Below are 17040 nucleotides of genomic sequence, written 5' to 3'. Positions count from 1 at the left end.
GTTGAACCAATTAGGGCGATGCGCTACCATACCAAGTATGGGTGCGAGACGTTTAGGAGACCAAATAGGGCTGAGATGCCTGAAATAAACTCCTAGTGGGACTTCCAGCCCTTGGTTGATTGGGTCGCATCCCTGACCATCCCACATAACACAGCCTAATTTTTGGGCTCCAATTCGAGACTTCCAATATGGCTAGTGAGGTGAAGCGAAAAATCAGGTCTGAGACTACCAAGCTAAACAGTGCTTTGGGATCATCTTTCTAAAAGCTTTGCGGGATACCGCCTCTGTTACCTTAACGGGTAACAGTGCTATCGTCGCATTGTCCGGAACCGGAAAAATGTCGCGTAAATCTATCAGAATAGACAAATGACAGATAATTCAACGCAAACCAGTAATAATGCTGTGGAGGCGGTAAGTAGCCTCAAGGATAAATTCCTTAAAATTATCAATAGTTGGCAACTGAAAGTAGGAATAGTTCTGTCCGTAGTAGTGGCGATCGGTTTCCTGTCATTTTTTTGGTCTCATATGGTAGCGGAGTTAGGGATGAAGGCTTGGTCCAAGAGTTCTGGAGCGACTCCGATTAGGTGTATGATCAGAGATACCAATGGCGATGAGTATGTCAGTTGTAGCGCCATCCTCAATGAGCAAATAGTACCCTTAGAATGCGGTTCAAGCATCTTTAACGTGGGGTGTCGGATCAACTATGGGGCGGCGGCTCCAGCAGTTCGCCAACCGAAACCTTAATCAATGTGGGTATATGGTAATTGGTAGGGGCGGGTTCACGCCCGGTATATCCTAGTAACAGATGAATGCACATAAACCCGCCATATACCTGTGATCATAAACCCGCCCTATCTCGGCGATATAAATCCGCCCAGGTTAATATAGTTAGACAGCAGGGGGAGAAGATTGTCAAAACACCGACTAATCTTTAATTCCCTGCTTTTAATTTTAAGGATAAATTAATGATTTTTGATTGTATTATTGTAGGTTCAGGTCCAGCGGGAGCCACAGCAGCCTATCATTTGGCGAAAAAAGGTCATTCGATTTTAGTTATTGATAAGGCGATTTTGCCACGATATAAACCCTGTGGGGGTGGAGTTTCTCCGATAGTTCAGGATTGGTTTGATTTCGATTTTTCTCCGGCAATTTCCCTGAAAACTGTTATGGTTTATTATACCTGGAATAAATCGGAACCCATAGAGGTGGAATTAAAAATAAATCCGATTTGGATGGTCAGGCGAGAGGTTTTTGATTATTTTATTCTGAAACAGGCTATCAGTAAAGGGGCTACAGTTAGAGATAATACCGAGGTTCTGGGGATAGAATTTCAGAGCGATCGCTGGTTAGTTAAAACCCCGGAAGATACCTACACTGGTCGTTATTTAATTGGTGCGGATGGTGCTAAAGGTCCTCTAGCCAAATGGTTAGGATTTACCAAACAAAAGAAACTGGTAGCGGGGGCGTTAGAATTAGAAATACCGACATCTAAACCTGTGGATATGAAGACATATTTTGAATTTGGTTTAGTCAATAGTGGTTATGGCTGGAATTTCCCTAAAGCTGACGGCTATTCTCTGGGGGCTGGAGCTTTTTCTAAACAACGCAAAGCACAAAATTTCAAACGAATATTAGAAGATTATGCGACATTTTTTAACCTGAATTTAGATAATGCTACTGAATGCGGACATCCAATTTCTCTGTGGGATGGTCAACAAAAATTACATACCCAAAATGCAGTTTTAGCAGGAGAAGCCGCCTGTGTGGTTGATCCATTTACGGCTGAGGGTATTCGTCCATCTATTTTTAGTGGTTTAAAAGCGGCTGAAGCCATTAATCAAGCGCTAGGGGGGGATATTAATGCTTTAGATAAGTACACAGAAGTTATGAATGAGGAATGGGGTAATCAGATGATGTTTGCTCAGAAATTAGCTCAAATATTTTACCGTTTTCCTCAATTAGGTTATCAAATAGCTGTCAAAAAACCTTCAGCCACAGCGACTATGAGCCGCATATTTGCGGGAGAGTTGAGTTATTCAGATGTAGCCAACAAAGGTATTAAACTGTTGCAAAAATCCCTATTTAACTTTAATTCCAAATAATCAATATTGTTAATTACATTTAGTAGCGCCAGCGACGGTGAAATACAGCTTGTTCACCAGTCGCTTAATACATTCCCCTCACCCTATATCTCTCTCCCAGAGAGGGAGAGGGACTTTGATTAGTAGGGTGCGCCAGCGACGGTGAAATACAGCTTGTTCACCAGTCGCTTAATACATTCCCCTCACCCTAAATCTGGATCCCAGAGAGGGAGAGGGACTTTGATTAGTAGGGTGCGCCAGCGACGGTGAAATACAGCTTGTTCACCAGTCGCTTAATACATTCCCCTCACCCTAAATCTGGATCCCAGAGAGGGAGAGGGACTTTGAGAGATGATCAGATCATTTCTGAACAGGCTGTAGTCATGATGACGGGATACTTCAAAACTGACACACCCCTGTAAATGACTCTTTAAAAATCAATGGTTTGGGGAGCGCGTGGGAAAGGAATTACATCACGAATATTAGCCATCCCTGTCATAAACTGAACTACCCGTTCAAAGCCTAAACCAAAACCCGCATGGGGAACAGTTCCATAGCGCCTCAAATCCAAATACCACCATAATTCATCGGGGTTAATTTGTAAGGCTTCCATACGTTTTTGGAGGATATCTAAGCGTTCTTCCCGTTGAGAACCGCCGATAATTTCGCCAACTTTGGGGGCGAGAACATCCATGGCGCGGACGGTTTTTTCGTCGTCGTTTTGGCGCATATAAAAGGCTTTTATTTCACGGGGGTAGTCGGTCACAATTACGGGTTTTTTAAAGAGTTCTTCAGCTAGGTAGCGTTCATGTTCGGATTGTAGGTCTAAGCCCCAACTGACGGGATATTCAAAGGTGCGATCGCTTTTTTCTAGTAGTGCGATCGCCTCCGTATAGGTAATGCGTTCAAATTCATTATTGATAATATTATCAGCCGTAGCCAAGACGGAATTATCAATTCTTTGGTTAAAAAATTCCAGGTCTTCTGGACATTGTTCTAAAACCGACTTAAAGATATGTTTAAGGAAAGCCTCAGCCAAATCCATATTACCATCAAGGTCACAAAAAGCCATTTCTGGTTCAATCATCCAGAACTCGGCTAAGTGGCGAGAAGTATTAGAATTTTCCGCCCGAAAAGTGGGGCCAAAAGTGTAAACATTACCAAAAGCCAGAGCCATAATTTCAGCTTCGAGTTGACCGCTAACGGTAAGAAATGCGCGTTTTCCAAAGAAGTCTTGGGAGAAATCGACAGTTTTCGTCTCCGTGAGGGGTAGATGATTGAGATCTAAACTGGTGACGGAAAATAATTCTCCCGCGCCTTCGCAGTCGCTGGCGGTGATAATAGGGGTATGTATCCACAGAAAGCCTCTTTCTTGGAAAAATTGGTGAACCGCCGCCGCACAGGCGTTACGAACCCGAAAGACTGCGCCATAGGTGTTAGTACGCGATCGCAAATGGGCGATCGTGCGTAGGAACTCAAAAGAGTGTCGCTTCTTCTGCAAAACATAGGTCTGAGGGTCAGCCTCACCATAGACCTGTACTGTATCAGCCTTCAGTTCAATACGTTGACCTTTAGCAGGAGAGGAGACAATTTCTCCCGTCACTTCCACCGATGCGCCGGTGTTCAGTTGTCGTAAAATTGCTGCATAATCAGTTAAATCGGGGTTGAGGACTACCTGAAGGTTAGCCATACAAGACCCATCATTAACCTCAACAAAGGTAAACTCCTTCAGCTCCCGTTTAGTTCTCACCCAACCCTGAACTGTTACCGCTTCACCCGGTTTACCTGTCCGCAAAATTTCCGCTATACGTCCTTTGGCCATTTTGTCTGTCCCTTAACCCATCTAATTTTATATATACCAGCGATCGGGAATCGGGAACCAGAGGTCTGGTTACTGTTAACCATCATCACTCGGCGGTCCACTGTTCCTAAAGTTTTCTAAACCAATAGTATGTTTAAGTGCTATTTTCGGCGTAAAATTAGCTTGAGCAATATCAATGAGCGAGGAGACATTCCATGCCAGAGGCGGTGGGTGTAATTCAAACCTTGGGTTTTCCGGGTGTACTGGCGGCGGCTGATGCAATGGTTAAAGCTGGACGGGTGACTTTAGTATATTTTGATTTAGCAGAACGGGGAGAGTTTATGGTTGCCATTCGGGGCGGAGTTTCCGAAGTTAAGCCCGCAATGGAGGCAGGTATTGCAGCGGCGGAAAATACCTTTGGGTGTACAATTATTACCCACTACACCATTCCTAACCCCCCGCCTAATATTGTTGATGTTCTTCCTATTCACCATACCCCCAAGAGCGAACCCTTCCGAGTCTAACTGGTCGCTCTGGTTTAGAGTATGTACACATAGCATATTCTGGTAAATTTGTCAACAATTGTCGCTAGACTCAAGTTCAAGTGCAGCGACGGGTTATTATTCACTCAGGAGAGTTTTTGATGTCACAACAAGCAGTGGGCGCACTGGAAACTAAGGGGTTTCCAGGGATTTTAGCGGCAGCAGATGCAATGGTTAAAGCGGGTCGTGTCACCCTGGTGGGCTATATCCGGGCGGGTAGCGCTCGGTTTACAGTGATGATACGAGGGGATGTTTCCGAGGTGAAAACCGCTATGGATGCTGGTATTGCAGCAGTAGAGAAGGTATATGGGGGGGCTTTGGAAACTTGGGTAATTATTCCCCGTCCCCATGAAAATGTCGTGGCTGTGCTTCCTATTGACTTTAGCGAAGCGGTGGAAGAATATCGAGCAGCCGCTGAGGGTTTGACTCTTCCTAGGGGTAACGCACGATAATGGACAGGCTCCTTGCTCCGGGGGAATCACGGGGTAGGGGGCAATGGTAAAATCTAAGTTGTGTTACAATGAACCCTTTATTCGTTGTTGAGAGAGCATGATTTCATCTCAAATTAGGTTAACATTTTACGGCAATACGGTATAATACCAAGTATGGTGCGAGACCTTCGGGTATGAAATAGAGCTGAAATGGGCGTGGGGACTACCCGGTGAGGACTTCAACCCCTTAGTTGATTGGGTCGCATCCCTGGCCATCCCATAACACAGCCTGATTTTTTGGCCCCCCTTCGAGACTTCCAATATGGTTGCCAAGGTGAAGCGTCTAATCAGGTCTAAGACTGCCCGCGCCATGCTGACATGGGCGCATTATCGATTCAAACTAACCCTGAGACATCAAGGGGAAATAACTGGAACCACAGTTGTAGATGTGACGGAAGAATACACCAGCAAAACCTGTACTCACTGTGGTCATGTCCATTCCCAGCTAGGTGGCTCAAAAGTGTTCCGATGTCCTGAGTGGGGGTTCACTCTACCACGGGACTGGAACGGTGCTTTTGGAATCTTTCTAAAAGCTTTGCGGGATACCGCCTCTGTTACCTTAACGGGTAATAGTGCTATCGTTGCATTGTCCGGGAACAACCGGAAAAATGTCGCGTAAATGTATCAGTGGGTTTCTGATGAGCATACTCAACAAAATCTTTAAAGGACAGGATGAAACGCGGATTTCTCTGTCTACCCCGGAGGCGTTTGCGGCGATCGCAGTTAGTGCTATCTGTGCTGACGGCTATCTGTGCGCCCAGGAAAGGGAACGGATTATAGTTTTATTGTCGGAACTTCCCCTGTTTAACGGATATTCTCAGCCCAAGCTGACTAATTTAGTCGAAAAGTTATTTGAGTTACTATCTCTCAAGGGGACTTACTCTCTGTTGGCGATCGCTCGTGAGTTTTTACCTGTACAACTTCAGGAAACTGTGTTTACAGTAGTTAGCGATTTGTTATTAGTTGATGGGGTCTTGTCTATTAAGGAACGAGAGTTTTTGACCCATTTGTGGCAAATGTTGGATATACCTGCTGAACAAGCGTCTGAGATTTTTGAGCAGAAGTTAGAACAATACGATCTCAGAACACCTAATGGTTGATGAGAAGATTAAGCCGATATCTGATAATTTTGTTGCTCTCATTTGTTATGGTGACAATGGGGTGGAATAAAGCGATCGCACAAATCCCCAAATCTTTGGCGATCGCTCCATTTCAGATATCACAGCAACAGACACAACCTGCCGATTTTGATGGTATCATCCAGGGAACAGAACAATTGGTCGGGTTGTTTACTCTCTATCACAAACCCGAAACTAGACAGGTTTATCTGGAAATTCAACCCCAACAGCTTGAGCAAAATTTTCTGTGTTTTATTAGCCTTGAGTCTGGGTTAGAAAATAGTAACTTTTGGAGTGGTCAAGATTTAGGAAGTTTCCTGTTTAAACTGCGTTCTGTTTCCAACCGGATAGAATTATTAATTCCTAATATCAACTTTCGGTTCAATCCCCAAGAACCCCAGGCCGCAGCCATAGACCGCGCTTTTAGGGATTCAGTTTTATACTCCCTACCTGTCATGGCTACCCATCCTGAAAGACAGAGTATTTTAGTAGATTTCAGCCCAGTTTTAGTAGGAAATAACGAATTTTCGGGAGTCGTTTCTCAACTGTTATTCAGTTTACAAAATAACTACAATTTTGATGCTGATAAATCCTATATTTCGGGTCTCAAAGCATTTCCCAATAATGTCGAAGTCGCATCAGTATTAGGGTTTACAGCCGTGGGGAGAAACCTAGTACCTCATAGCCCAGCTATTTCTGATAGGCGTGCATTTAACCTAAAAATTCGTTACAGTTTTCTCGCCCTTCCTGATGATCACAGCTACCGCACTCGCCTAGCTGATGAACGAATCGGCTATTTTACAACGATTTATCGGGATGTTTCTAACCCTACCCGAACAGGGGCAATGGTGCGCTATATTAACCGATGGAATTTACAAAAACAAATCCCTAGTGCGCCCTTGTCAGCACCAGTAGAACCGATTGTATTTTGGCTAGAAAATACCATTCCTTTAGCATACCGTCAAGCTATTGCCGAAGGCGCTTTGATGTGGAATAAAGCCTTTGAAAAGGTGGGTTTTATGAATGCGATCGAAGTGCGACAAATGCCGGACAATGCTACCTGGGATCCCGCCGATGTCCGTTATAATACCATTCGCTGGTCTACATCTTTTAACTCGCCTTTCAGTGGTTACGGTCCTTCCCATGTTAACCCTTTAACCGGTCAAATTTTAGATGCAGATATGGTGATTGAAAGTCAAGCCATTGACAGCTTGCGACAAAGACAGGAAATTTTAGTCGAGGGTAGTTCTGCACAATGTCAGGATGGTTTATTAGGGCGAAATTGGCAACAACCCACCCCTAATAATCAGGAATATTTAATAGCATTGGAGCATTTTTGTTTTGAGGTAGAATCTACTCGCCAATTGGCTATTGGTGCGATCGCCATGTCCGTTAACCCTAGATTTCACCAAGATTCTATAGATGAGTATATTAATCAATATTTGCGTTATTTAACCGCCCATGAAATTGGTCATACTTTGGGTTTAAGACACAATTTCCGGGGTAGTACCATGCTAACACCAGAGGAATTAAACGATCGCGATATTACCCGCACTAGGGGAATGACCGCCTCAGTAATGGATTATTTACCAGTGAATTTAGCCCCCCCAGGACAACCCCAGGGCGATTATTTTCCCGTGGTTTTAGGCGCTTATGATCAATGGGCGATTCAATATGGATATCAACCCATTTTAGATATGACACCTTATTTAGAGTCTCGCCAATTACAGGAAATTGTAGCACGGGCAACTGAGCCAGATCTAGCATTTGCAACCGATGAGGATGTATGGGGAATTTTTCTTGACCCCGAGGCGCTACCATGGGATCTTAGTAGTGATATGTTACGCTATTCCCAATGGCAATTAGACAATGCCCAATATATATGGGATAGGTTAGAAACTCGTTCATTTCCTAGCAGCCAAGAATCTGACCAACTGCTGATAGCTTTTAACACAATTTTGAGTTATTATGCTAATAATGCAGCTAATGCTATACCATATATAGGTGGTCAGTCTTTCCATCGTTACCGCATTGGTAATAGTGGCAGTTCTTTACCTTTAGAGCCGATTCCAGTAACTCAGCAACGAGAGGCTTTGCAACTTTTAGCCAAATATGTATTTGCTGAAGATGCTTTTAATTTTTCTCCGAATCTGTTAAATCGCTTAGTTCCTTCTCGATGGTCTGATTGGGGAAATCCTAATCGTTTTGCTTCCTTAGATTATCCTATTAGCGATCGCATTGGGTGGGTCCAAAACCGCATTTTATCCGAACTACTTTCACCGGCGAGGTTAACTCGGTTGCGGGATTTGGAATTTAAAACCTCTCCTGGTAATGCTTTAACCATACCCGAATTATTGGAAATGCTAACAAATAGTATCTGGTCGGAACTATGGACTAGCGAAAAACAAATATCTATCGGTCCGGTGCGTCGATCGCTACAACAAGTTTATCTAGATTTAATGACTGATATAGTATTAGGAAATACCCCCGCCCCCCAAGATGCACAGACCTTAGCCTGGTTTCAGTTTAAGCAGTTAGAAGAATCCCTAGACTACCTAGTTAAACGTCGTAGCGATCGTCTGGATGCCTATAGTATAGCACATTTAGCCAAAAGTCGCGATCGGATTGCTAAAACTTTAGGAATATAGCCTTAACTTAGCATATCAAAAACAGCAATTATCGTTCACACAAAAATCCTGCCATTCCCTAGTTAATTAAACTTCACCACCCCCACCCGAAAAAGCCGTAGGGGCGGGTTCTGCCGTCAATGAAACTTCCCCACCGGAATTTAACTAAACCCGCCCCCACCCGAAAAAGCCGTAGGGGCGGGTTCTGCCGCCAATGAAACTTCCCCACCGGAATTTAACTAAACCCGCCCCCACCCACCGATAATGTAGGGGCGGGTTCTGCCGTCAATGAAACTTCCCCACCGGAATTTAACTAAACCCGCCCCCACCCACCGATAATGTAGGGGCGGGTTCTGCCGCCAATGAAACTTCCCCACCGGAATTTAACTAAACCCGCCCCCACCCACCGATAATTAGGATATTTCGGGTTTATCTGGCGGGGATAGGGCGGGTTTATATGGCTTATCTGTGACTAGGATATAGCCCGGTGAACCCGCCCCTACAGATACTTTGATTGGGCGGGGATAGGGCGGGTTTATGTAGTTTATCTGTGACTATGATATAGCCCGGTGAACCCGCCCCTACAGATACTTTGATTGGGCAGGGATAGGGCGGGTTTATATGGCTTATCTGTGACTATGATATAGTTTGGTGAACCCGCCCCTACAGATACTTTGATTGGGCAGGGATAGGGCGGGTTTATATGGCTTATCTGTGACTATGATATAGTTTGGTGAACCCGCCCCCCTACAGATACTTTGATTGGGCAGGGATAGGGCGGGTTTATATGGCTTATCTGTGACTATGATATAGTTTGGTGAACCCGCCCCTACAGATACTTTGATTGGGCGGGTTTATGTGGTTTATCTGTGACTATGATATAGCCCGGTGAACCCGCCCCTACCAATTACCATATACCGGGCGTGAACACGCCGCTACAGATGATTAATGATGGTTTATCAATATGAAATACAATCCTGATATTCATAACCGCCAATCAATTCGTCTTCGAGGATATGATTACAGTCAACCGGGGGCATACTTTGTCACAATTTGTATTTATCATAAACAATGCTTATTGGGTGAAATTAAAGACCAAACTGTAATGCTAAACTGTTATGGTGAAGTGGTTAAATTCAATTGGTTTAACCTAACCAGAGTTTACCCTTTAATTCAGTTAGATAGTTTTGTGATTATGCCTAATCATATTCATGGTATCATTATCTTAACAGACCACAGCCATACTCTCTCAAAAGTTGTTCAAGGTTTCAAAACTTTTTCTAGCCGTAGGATTAATCAATTGCGATCGCTTTCTAAAGTTCCTGTATGGCAAAGGGGATATTATGAACATATAATTAGGGACGAAAACGCATTACAAAAAATTCGAGAATATATCGTCAATAATCCCTATAATTGGAACCAAGACGAAATGCACCCATCCCATCAATTTCCCATTTCCCAAAACATTACCACCCCGTTGGGGCGCGCCTCCGCCGTCAATGAAACTTCCCCACCGGAATTTTGATAAACCCGCCCCCACCCACCGATAATGTAGGGGCGGGTTCTGCCGTCAATGAAACTTCCCCACCGGAATTTTGATAAACCCGCCCCCACCCACCGATAATTAGAATATTTCGGGTTTATCTGGCGGGGATAGGGCGGGTTTATATGGCTTATCTGTGACTATGATATAGCCCGGTGAACCCGCCCCTACAGATACTTTGATAGGGCGGGGATAGGGCGGGTTTATATGGCTTATCTGTGACTATGATATAGCCCGGTGAACCCGCCCCTACAGATACTTTGATAGGGCGGGGATAGGGCGGGTTTATGTGGTTTATCTGTGACTATGATATAGCCCGGTGAACCCGCCCCTACAGATACTTTGATCTCAAATACCAAATAGAGACTTCATGCGTTGTTTAATCCATACTAAGGGATTATTATCTAAATCATCATCCCCTAAAATACCCATTTCTCGGAGCATTTTTTGACGTTGTACTAACTCCTCTTTTCGTTCAGCTACTTTCTCGGCAATTTGGTCTGCTACCTGGGGATAACTCCCTAAAAACCGCTGAAATACATCACGACTAACCACAAACAAAATAGTGGTTTCTTTAGCCCTTACCGCCGCCGTTCTAGGTATCCCCATAATTAATGCTAATTCCCCGAAAAAATCTCCCGCTGATAAATCACGAATATGCTTATTAGCCCTTTCCGCCAAAATTTCTACCACCCCAGATAAGATGATATGAAAAGCATCACCTGGATCATCTTCATGGAAAATAAATTGATGAGGTGCGAAAGTTTCTCGGTAGCCCATTTCAATTAACCCTAATAATGCTAAATCACTCAGACCCTCAAAATAAACTACCTTCCTTAATAATGCTTGTAGGGACATATTTTGCCTTTCTAATTCCTGATATTCAGTGGTAGTGGCGGATTTTATTTTAGCAGACTGGGAAGAAGCGATAATTGGTGCAAATACCTGTTTAAGTTCCTCAGTATTTCTAATCCATAGGTCTCGCTGGGCGATAGGAATGTTGATATTATTTTGATACAGTTTGCTCTGGATGATATAATTTAAAGAACTTTGAATAGGTAGCCTGGCTTTAGGAAGTTCTATCCAAACTAACAATTCAAAATCAATACAATTTTCGCCAAAATTTCTGAGCCAAACCTGTGGCTTTGGGTGGTGTAATACTCTCGGTTCTTGGCGGGCGGCGGATAGCAAAACTTCGGTGACTAAAACTGGGTCACTTCCATAGGCGACTCGCACCGGAATATGAATGCGGCTAAGTACATTCCCATGACTCCAGTTAATGATTTTATTGCTCACTAAAATCTGATTGGGAACAATAATCGAAATATCATCATTAGTCACAATTACAGTAGACCTAATGGAGATTTTGCGAATAGTTCCTTCCAATTTATCAAGTTCAATATAATCGCCAACTTTAATGGGTCTTTCTAATAATAAAATTAAACCACTGACAAAGTTTTGGGCGAGTCCCTGGAAACCAAAACCCAAACCAATACCTAAACCACCAGCCAGGAAAGTAAAGGAACTCATATCAATTCCGGCAGCTTGGGGAATGAGTAAACAGCCTATAGTAATGGTAAAGTATCGGAAGATGGTGGCGATCGCCTCTCGACTACCCTCATCAAACTTTAACTTGACAAGAATCTTATCTTTGAGTAAATTACTCAGAAAGGTACAAACAAAAAAAACGGCAACGAAAGCTAAAATAACTGTGACAATTAACTGAATAGAAAGAGAAATTTCACCCAACTTTATCGGTCGAGTGAACGCCTCCCAAAAGAACCCTATCAAATACTGAATAATGTTCATATTAAGATGGTTAATTATACTCTGAAAGCCACAGCAAACACCACCCATGTAGGAGGCTTTTCTCCGGAACTAGAGCCAGCCTTAGTCATCGCATCAGGCGATCGCATTCAGGTAGAAACCTACACAGGCTATTACCTTTATAATCAAGCCCCAGAAGGATTTTTGACCCCAGAATTTATCGAACTTTGTCGCCGCCTGTCGCCGGAACGAATTGTCGGTCCTGGTCCTCACCTTCTCACTGGTCCCATTTACATCGAAAATGCCCAACCCGGAGATATTTTAGAAATCCAGTTAGAGTCAATTTACCCCCGTTTAAATGTAGGGTTTAATGCTATCAGAACCGGTTGGGGAGCCCTACCGCAACGATTTAGCCAGCCGAAATTGCGATTTATCAACCTCGATCTTACCCGAAATCTAGCCGAATTTCCCCCCCAAAGTGGGGTAAAAATTCCCCTGCGCCCATTTTTCGGAATTTTAGGAGTCGCCAGCGAAACCTCCCAGTCTTCCATACCTCCAGGAGTCTATGGGGGAAACATCGACAACCCAGAATTACAAGCCGGGTCGCGCATTTTCCTTCCCGTACTGGTTCCCGGTGGCCTATTTTCCCTGGGAGACGGACACGCAGCCCAGGGAGGCGGTGAAGTCAACACCACAGCGATCGAAACTTCCATGAATGGCACAATTAAAATTATTCTGCACAAAAACTGTTCCCTAGATGTCCCCCTAGCAGAAACCGCAACTGATATAATCACCATGGGTTTTGGTCATACCCTGGATGATGCCTTTCAGTCTACCCTAGAACGTACCATTAACCTATTAGTGCAAATCCTAGGAATTTCCCCAGAAGAAGCCTATATTCTCTGTTCCCTAGGGGTTGACTTCCGCATTACCCAAGTAGTTAATAGCCCCCAAAAAGGGGTTCATGGTGCGATCGCCAAATCCATCTTACCAGAAACTTTCCAATTTCCCCTTAACTAATCCTTAACTAATGATTTTGGAACTCTTATCCTTATCCCCAACAGAACTTTTAACCCTCGCCCTCGCCGGACTCTTAGCTGGAATATTAGCCGGATTTTTAGGAATTGGAGGCGGCACAGTATTAGTGCCTATTTTAGTCACCCTTGGCTATGTGAGTAATCAAGCAGTAGCCACCAGTATTTTCTCGGTACTAATTACCGCCATATCAGGAAGCATCCAAAATTGGCGGATGGGTTTTTTGCGAGTGAAGCGGGTAATATCAATTGGATTTTCTGCCGTAATTACTGCCATACTTGGGTCTTATATTGCTGATTTATTACCATCATCTTGGTTGTTATTCGGCTTTGGATGTTTACTGCTTTTGAATATTTACTTAGTCAAAGTCCGCCAGGATATCATCGCCAAAAAGCAACTAGATGAACAACTTAACCCCGGTTCTACTCAGCCCGAAAAAACCATTAACCCATACCTAGCCTTTATGATTACCGGGAGTCTCGCCGGACTCCTAGCCGGACTCTTTGGGGTTGGGGGCGGTGTGATTATTGTTCCCCTGCAAATTCTCCTCTTAGGGGAAACCATTAAAGCCTCCATTCAGACCAGCCTGGGGGTAATTATTATTACTGCTGCTTCCGCTTGTATCGGACACGCTATACAGGGAAATGTGCTGTGGGGGCAGGGATTTATGTTAGGCTTAGGAGGATTAGTCGGAGTACAAATTAGCACCAGATTTTTACCAAAATTACCCGATCGCATTGTCACTTTAGCCTTTAGGACACTGTTAGGAATACTCTCAATTTATATGTTTTGGCGGGCTAGTCTGTAACCTGTATTGTAACCTTTCCACTGTGCCAATATCGGAGTAAGTTATGAATATTTTAATTGTCGAAGATGAACCAGAAATTGCTCTCCTTATCCGTCGGACTTTAGAGGCGGAAGGATTTTCCTGTCAAATTAGCCAGAATGGATTAAGCGCATTAGAGATATTTCAACAACAACGACCAGATGTAATTATTCTCGATCTAATGCTTCCCGGTTTAGACGGTTTAGAAGTCTGCGCTCGTATTCGTCAACAACCCGGACAAAAAGACCCGTACATTTTAATGTTAACCGCCAAGGGAGAAGAAATCGATCGCATAGTCGGTCTGTCTACCGGAGCCGACGATTATATGGTCAAGCCTTTTAGTCCTAGGGAATTAGTAGCCAGAGTTAGAGCTTTATTGCGTCGCAGTCTCCGCCAGGGAGGACAGACCCAAACCTACCAAACCGCTCATTTTACCGTTGATATTGACCAAAGGAAAGCCAACTTTCAAAACCATGGTAATACCGAACCTTTAGACCTGACCACCTTAGAATTTAACTTATTAGCCACCTTTCTAAGTTATCCCGGTCGCGTGTGGAGTCGTACCCAATTAATCGATAAATTATGGGGAGATGACTTTTTTGGGGATGAGCGAGTAGTTGATACCCATGTAGCTAGACTACGGAAAAAAGTTGAGCCCGACCCATCTCATCCCACCTTCATCAAAACTGTAACAGGAGTTGGCTACAAATTCGAGGACAACCCCTAACACCTCAACAAGTGCTTAATTTTCCGGCTCCGGTCGTGGGGGAACAAAAAATCGTAACTCTCCGTCCTCTCCCTCCTGTATTTCCACCCCCAACGCTTCCAGTTCCGTTAGCGCTCTCTCCCTAACCAAAGTATCCATGGTTTGCGAGTATACTGTTAGCCAGGCGTTAATGCGTATCGGCACACTATCGGGATTGTCCCGGAGCGTGTTAGCCGCATCCCGAAATAGGGTTGCTACTGGCTCATATCCACTAGCTTGCGCCCACTCAGAGGCGGTTTCTAGGGATTCTATGGCTGCTGGAATGTCGCCCAGGAGTAATAGTTCATCAAGAGACTTTAACCGCCATAATCGCCAAGCACCGGGGAATTCTGGAGACAGCGCCTCAGTTCCCCGCCGCATCAATTCTACGGAAAGTTCGGGTTGAGCTTGGTAATAACCAACAGCGGTAGATAAAAATAAGTACATATCTATCCATCTAGGGTCGAGGCGGGAAATCACATCAAAAAAATTGTCATTGAGTTGAAAACCCGTCAAATTCCGCGCTTCCAAATCTCCGAAATACTGGAGAAAGTTCAGAAATACCCAATTAGCAAGGAGGTTATCAAAGCCTAAAGTGGGTAAATTTTTGACAATCTCCAGATTAGCAGCCAGTCTCTGCTCCTGCCTTTCGGCTTCCAATTGGGTCAACTGCAGACCGTTTTCTTCAGAAAAACGATCGCCCAACCTAGCCCCACCCGGTGCATAGATTTGCACCCCAATGATAGCACCCAGGGCGACAACCGCGATCGCCACTGGAAAAAGACCCTCAAACCGTTTCACAGCCAAAGATGACATGGGAGGTTCCCCCAAATCTAAAATTTCCCTAAAACTTATTGTACAAAAAGATGACAATAGATAAATTATGCTTGTATAATGTCTTCAGACACACAATCGCTCCCGGAGTTCGGTATCATCATCAAATCCAGTATCATGATCACACCATCCGGGTATAATACCTGGACAACAGCCTTATGATAGCTGACTTTTAACATACCTTCCCAGGTGTATTTTAAAGCTATCGACTATTATTTAATGTCAACTGTATAGGGATTGCTTTTGCTACCCTATAAAAATATCATTTAGGCATCCAGCCAGAGAATCCAGCCAGAGGAAGATTAGATGAATCAAGCTACTAGACCTTTTTCCCCCTTGCGCGCCGTTTTAAGTGGAGCCATAGTCACCATTTCCGCTTTAACGATTCCAGGGCTCAGTGGTTCAGTAAATGCTACCTTAAAAAATAGTCCGAAAGCCGTCATTGACGAGGCTTGGCAGATTGTTAATCGAGAATATGTAGACCCCAGTTTCAACCGGATCGACTGGCTGGAAGTTCGACAACAGCTTCTCAGTAAAGAATATTCCTCTCCAGAAGAAGCATATACAGAACTGCGTAACGCCTTAGAAAAACTCAACGATCCATATACCCGATTTCTCGATCCTAAGCAGTATGAACGCCTCACCAATCAAACAGCGGGAGAACTTTCTGGGGTGGGAATGCAACTGACTTTGGATGAGAAAACTCGCCAAATTACAGTAGTTAATCCTATTAAAAATTCCCCAGCCATGGAAGCGGGAATCCAATCAGGCGATCGCATTTTAGCCATTGATGGCGAGTCTACCCAAGGGATGACCGTAGAAAAAGCAGCCGAGAAAATTCGGGGTCGGGTGGGAACTTCCATCACTTTAACCATCAGTCGCGATGAAGCTCAACAATTTGACCTGACCCTTACCCGCGCTCGCATTGAACTAGAAGCCGTCCGCTATCGCCTCAATACAGAAGGCGATCGCCAGATTGGTTACATTCAACTACAGGAGTTTAACTCCCATGCGGCTGAACAGATGCAACAAGCTATTAAAGAACTCCTGGCTCAAAATGTAGATGGATTTGTCTTAGATTTACGCGGAAATCCTGGGGGACTGTTACGCAGCAGCATTGATATCGCTAGGATGTGGGTAGACTCAGGAGCGATCGTTAGTACAATCGATCGCCACGGTAAAAGTCAGGAAATCCGCGCCAATCATACAGCCTTAACTGACTTACCCACCGTTGTCCTAGTTGATGATAACTCAGCCAGTGCTAGTGAAATTTTGGCAGGAGCAATGCAGGACAACAAGCGGGCTATGGTTATGGGAACTCGGACTTTTGGTAAAGCCCTGGTACAGTCCGTCTTTTCCTTATCTGATGGTTCCGGCTTGGCTGTCACCATCGCCCACTATTATACCCCTAACGGTACAGACATCAGCCAGAAAGGTGTCACCCCCGATATTTCCATCGAATTGACTCAGTTAGAGAAAAAGCAACTAGCTAGTGATCCCAATTTGATTGGAACTCACCAAGATCCTGGCTATGCTAAGGCGATCTTAGTTCTTAATGGTGATTTGTCTCATCCCATGGCAGTTAACTAATCTATCAGGGTGGCAACCAAATTTCAACTGCCACCCTTTT

The 17040-nt window shown here is 44.3% G+C and carries 14 protein-coding genes and 1 pseudogene; 12 read left to right on the top strand and 3 right to left on the bottom strand.

Annotated elements, in window-relative coordinates; all coding sequences use genetic code 11:
- Nucleotides 1-366: 366 nt before the first annotated feature.
- On the top strand, nt 367-744 hold the full coding sequence (locus HFV01_RS28305; protein WP_006622582.1) for a hypothetical protein: 378 nt from the start codon (nt 367-369) through the stop codon (nt 742-744).
- 221 nt (nt 745-965) lie between these two features.
- Nucleotides 966-2102 carry a geranylgeranyl reductase family protein gene (locus HFV01_RS28300; RefSeq protein WP_006622581.1) on the top strand — a complete coding sequence of 379 codons (1137 nt, stop codon included), beginning with the start codon at nt 966-968 and terminating at the stop codon, nt 2100-2102.
- A gap of 409 nt (nt 2103-2511) precedes the next feature.
- Here the strand turns inward: HFV01_RS28300 and asnS are convergent, their stop codons facing one another.
- Nucleotides 2512-3903 (bottom strand): asparagine--tRNA ligase, encoded by a 1392-nt coding sequence (asnS, locus tag HFV01_RS28295; protein ID WP_006622580.1) that lies wholly within the window; start codon nt 3901-3903, stop codon nt 2512-2514.
- A gap of 194 nt (nt 3904-4097) precedes the next feature.
- Between asnS and HFV01_RS28290 the strand changes: the two genes are divergently transcribed.
- From HFV01_RS28290 to HFV01_RS28265, 6 genes and pseudogenes are all read left to right on the top strand, one after another.
- Nucleotides 4098-4406 (top strand): carbon dioxide-concentrating mechanism protein CcmK, encoded by a 309-nt coding sequence (locus HFV01_RS28290; protein ID WP_006622579.1) that lies wholly within the window; start codon nt 4098-4100, stop codon nt 4404-4406.
- 119 nt (nt 4407-4525) lie between these two features.
- Nucleotides 4526-4876, top strand: coding sequence for a carbon dioxide-concentrating mechanism protein CcmK (locus HFV01_RS28285; protein ID WP_006670274.1), 351 nt, complete (start codon nt 4526-4528; stop codon nt 4874-4876).
- A gap of 262 nt (nt 4877-5138) precedes the next feature.
- Nucleotides 5139-5534 (top strand): annotated as a pseudogene (locus HFV01_RS28280) (zinc ribbon domain-containing protein); the annotation flags it as partial.
- Nucleotides 5524-6015: a tellurite resistance TerB family protein gene (locus HFV01_RS28275; protein ID WP_006622576.1), complete on the top strand. Its 492-nt coding sequence runs from the start codon at nt 5524-5526 to the stop codon at nt 6013-6015. The pseudogene HFV01_RS28280 and the gene HFV01_RS28275, both read left to right, overlap by 11 nt.
- A gap of 56 nt (nt 6016-6071) precedes the next feature.
- Nucleotides 6072-8681, top strand: coding sequence for a zinc-dependent metalloprotease (locus HFV01_RS28270; protein ID WP_235677528.1), 2610 nt, complete (start codon nt 6072-6074; stop codon nt 8679-8681).
- A gap of 943 nt (nt 8682-9624) precedes the next feature.
- On the top strand, nt 9625-10185 hold the full coding sequence (locus HFV01_RS28265; RefSeq protein ID WP_006622573.1) for an REP-associated tyrosine transposase: 561 nt from the start codon (nt 9625-9627) through the stop codon (nt 10183-10185).
- Nucleotides 10186-10551: 366 nt separating this feature from the next.
- Here HFV01_RS28265 and HFV01_RS28260 read toward each other — a convergent pair whose 3' ends face one another.
- Nucleotides 10552-11952: a mechanosensitive ion channel domain-containing protein gene (locus HFV01_RS28260; RefSeq protein WP_315646911.1), complete on the bottom strand. Its 1401-nt coding sequence runs from the start codon at nt 11950-11952 to the stop codon at nt 10552-10554.
- 66 nt (nt 11953-12018) lie between these two features.
- Here HFV01_RS28260 and HFV01_RS28255 point away from each other — a divergent pair, with 66 nt between their 5' ends.
- The 3 genes from HFV01_RS28255 to HFV01_RS28245 are packed head-to-tail and all read left to right on the top strand — an operon-like array spanning nt 12019 to nt 14558.
- Entirely contained in the window at nt 12019-12990 is a 972-nt protein-coding gene (locus tag HFV01_RS28255) for an acetamidase/formamidase family protein (RefSeq protein ID WP_006622571.1), read from the top strand.
- 10 nt (nt 12991-13000) lie between these two features.
- Entirely contained in the window at nt 13001-13813 is an 813-nt protein-coding gene (locus HFV01_RS28250; protein ID WP_006622570.1) for a sulfite exporter TauE/SafE family protein, read from the top strand.
- A gap of 43 nt (nt 13814-13856) precedes the next feature.
- Nucleotides 13857-14558: a response regulator transcription factor gene (locus HFV01_RS28245; protein WP_006622569.1), complete on the top strand. Its 702-nt coding sequence runs from the start codon at nt 13857-13859 to the stop codon at nt 14556-14558.
- Nucleotides 14559-14573: 15 nt separating this feature from the next.
- On the opposite strand, the gene HFV01_RS28240 is transcribed toward HFV01_RS28245, so the two are convergent.
- Complete coding sequence (locus HFV01_RS28240) at nt 14574-15392, bottom strand: hypothetical protein (protein WP_008056200.1); 819 nt, start codon at nt 15390-15392, stop codon at nt 14574-14576.
- Between the two features lie 324 nt (nt 15393-15716).
- Here HFV01_RS28240 and ctpB point away from each other — a divergent pair, with 324 nt between their 5' ends.
- On the top strand, nt 15717-17000 hold the full coding sequence (gene ctpB, locus HFV01_RS28235; protein WP_006622567.1) for a carboxyl-terminal processing protease CtpB: 1284 nt from the start codon (nt 15717-15719) through the stop codon (nt 16998-17000).
- The last annotated feature ends 40 nt before the right edge of the window (nt 17001-17040 follow it).

Source organism: Limnospira fusiformis SAG 85.79 (assembly GCF_012516315.1).
Taxonomy (GTDB): Bacteria; Cyanobacteriota; Cyanobacteriia; order Cyanobacteriales; family Microcoleaceae; genus Limnospira; species Limnospira fusiformis.
The sequence above is the reverse complement of the archived record's forward strand: the minus strand, read 5'-3'. Positions and strand labels throughout refer to the sequence as shown.

Coding starts and splice junctions, on each gene's coding strand:
- HFV01_RS28250 (WP_006622570.1), top strand. CDS start 13,001: ATGATTTTGGAACTCTTATCCTTATCCCCAACAGAACTTTTAACCCTC.
- HFV01_RS28265 (WP_006622573.1), top strand. CDS start 9,625: ATGAAATACAATCCTGATATTCATAACCGCCAATCAATTCGTCTTCGA.
- HFV01_RS28275 (WP_006622576.1), top strand. CDS start 5,524: ATGTCGCGTAAATGTATCAGTGGGTTTCTGATGAGCATACTCAACAAA.
- HFV01_RS28270 (WP_235677528.1), top strand. CDS start 6,072: ATGGGGTGGAATAAAGCGATCGCACAAATCCCCAAATCTTTGGCGATC.
- HFV01_RS28255 (WP_006622571.1), top strand. CDS start 12,019: ATGGTTAATTATACTCTGAAAGCCACAGCAAACACCACCCATGTAGGA.
- HFV01_RS28245 (WP_006622569.1), top strand. CDS start 13,857: ATGAATATTTTAATTGTCGAAGATGAACCAGAAATTGCTCTCCTTATC.
- HFV01_RS28300 (WP_006622581.1), top strand. CDS start 966: ATGATTTTTGATTGTATTATTGTAGGTTCAGGTCCAGCGGGAGCCACA.
- HFV01_RS28290 (WP_006622579.1), top strand. CDS start 4,098: ATGCCAGAGGCGGTGGGTGTAATTCAAACCTTGGGTTTTCCGGGTGTA.
- HFV01_RS28305 (WP_006622582.1), top strand. CDS start 367: ATGACAGATAATTCAACGCAAACCAGTAATAATGCTGTGGAGGCGGTA.
- HFV01_RS28240 (WP_008056200.1), bottom strand. CDS start 15,392: ATGTCATCTTTGGCTGTGAAACGGTTTGAGGGTCTTTTTCCAGTGGCG.
- ctpB (WP_006622567.1), top strand. CDS start 15,717: ATGAATCAAGCTACTAGACCTTTTTCCCCCTTGCGCGCCGTTTTAAGT.
- asnS (WP_006622580.1), bottom strand. CDS start 3,903: ATGGCCAAAGGACGTATAGCGGAAATTTTGCGGACAGGTAAACCGGGT.
- HFV01_RS28285 (WP_006670274.1), top strand. CDS start 4,526: ATGTCACAACAAGCAGTGGGCGCACTGGAAACTAAGGGGTTTCCAGGG.